The sequence below is a fragment of the Pseudokordiimonas caeni genome (assembly GCF_026719705.1).
Classification (GTDB): Bacteria; Pseudomonadota; Alphaproteobacteria; order Sphingomonadales; family Kordiimonadaceae; genus Gimibacter; species Gimibacter caeni.
Window position 1 is genome coordinate 1 of record NZ_JAPPRR010000006.1, and the last position, 1,088, is coordinate 1,088.

Consider the following 1,088-nt stretch of genomic DNA (forward strand, 5'->3'; position numbering starts at 1 on the left):
GCTTCCCCGCCGATCAGGCTGGTCTGGCCGGGTCTGAGGTCGATCTGCGCGCCTTCCATCAGGGCGGCGGCATTGATGGCATCGGTGCCGAGCGCGTCCCCGATCACGGCGAACTTGCCCGTATAGGATTTCATCAGCCGCCAGTCGTCAGTGAAATAATAGGTGTCGTTGTTGGAAGCCGTGTCGCCCTGCAGCATCAGGGTCAGTTCCGATACCGCCCCGCCATTGCCGTTATCGACCATGTCCTCGACAATCACCGTCCAGGTGCCCGCACTCTCCTCGCCCCAGAAGGCGCGGGATGTGCTGATCCAATAGAAATCAATAGGCTTCAGATAACTGAAATCCTGGCTTGAGGTCAGGCCCGGCGTATCGATGATGACCGACTTTGTGCCGGACGGAGAAATCAGGGTGATCTGCAGTTCCCGGGCATCGTCGTGGCGCAGGGTAAAGGCAAGCTGCGCAACGTCGAGGTCAAGGGCGCCGCTTGACGATACATTGAAGGTCGTTGTGATGGCCTTGCCATAGCTGAAGGTTTTTTCGCCCAGATCCTTGGTGATCTCGACGGTCTTCTGGTTGCCGCTTGTATGGGCCATGCCCCAAGTCTCGGCAAGCCGCACCGCTGCATGCGCGTCCACCATCCCGAAGCCATAATCGGTCGAATGATGCAGGCCGGTACCATTCACCATGTCGGACCCGTTCACTGTCCATGGCCGGTGCTCGTTGCCCGAGATACCGTCACCAAGGCCGCTCCCTGTGTGCCTCCCGGTGATGGCCAATATCTCCTGCACATCGCGCCAACCGAGCTCATTGCCGAAGATATTGTTCTCCGATGCTTCCAGCATCAGCGCCACAACACCCGAGACCATGGGGGCCGTGGAACTGGTGCCGTTGCCCCACATATAGTTGCCATCATCGAGCCCAAGTGCCGCGAGGTCATAGCCGGCATCAATGAAGCTCGAAAACTCTTTGTCCGCGGACAGGCGTCCCTCCCAATCAGCAGCACTGCCACCCACTGAATAGATGGCTCCACCATTGCCAGGCTTATCCGCCGTCAGGACAAACTGATCCCGGAAGCTTGATACAAGAGG

Annotated in this window: 1 protein-coding gene; it reads right to left on the reverse strand. The window is 58.8% G+C overall.

The genetic code is table 11. The features are described 5' to 3' along the window. A partial coding sequence (locus OU694_RS16360) for a proprotein convertase P-domain-containing protein (RefSeq protein WP_308912086.1) occupies positions 1 to 1,088 on the reverse strand: 1,088 nt, incomplete at both ends.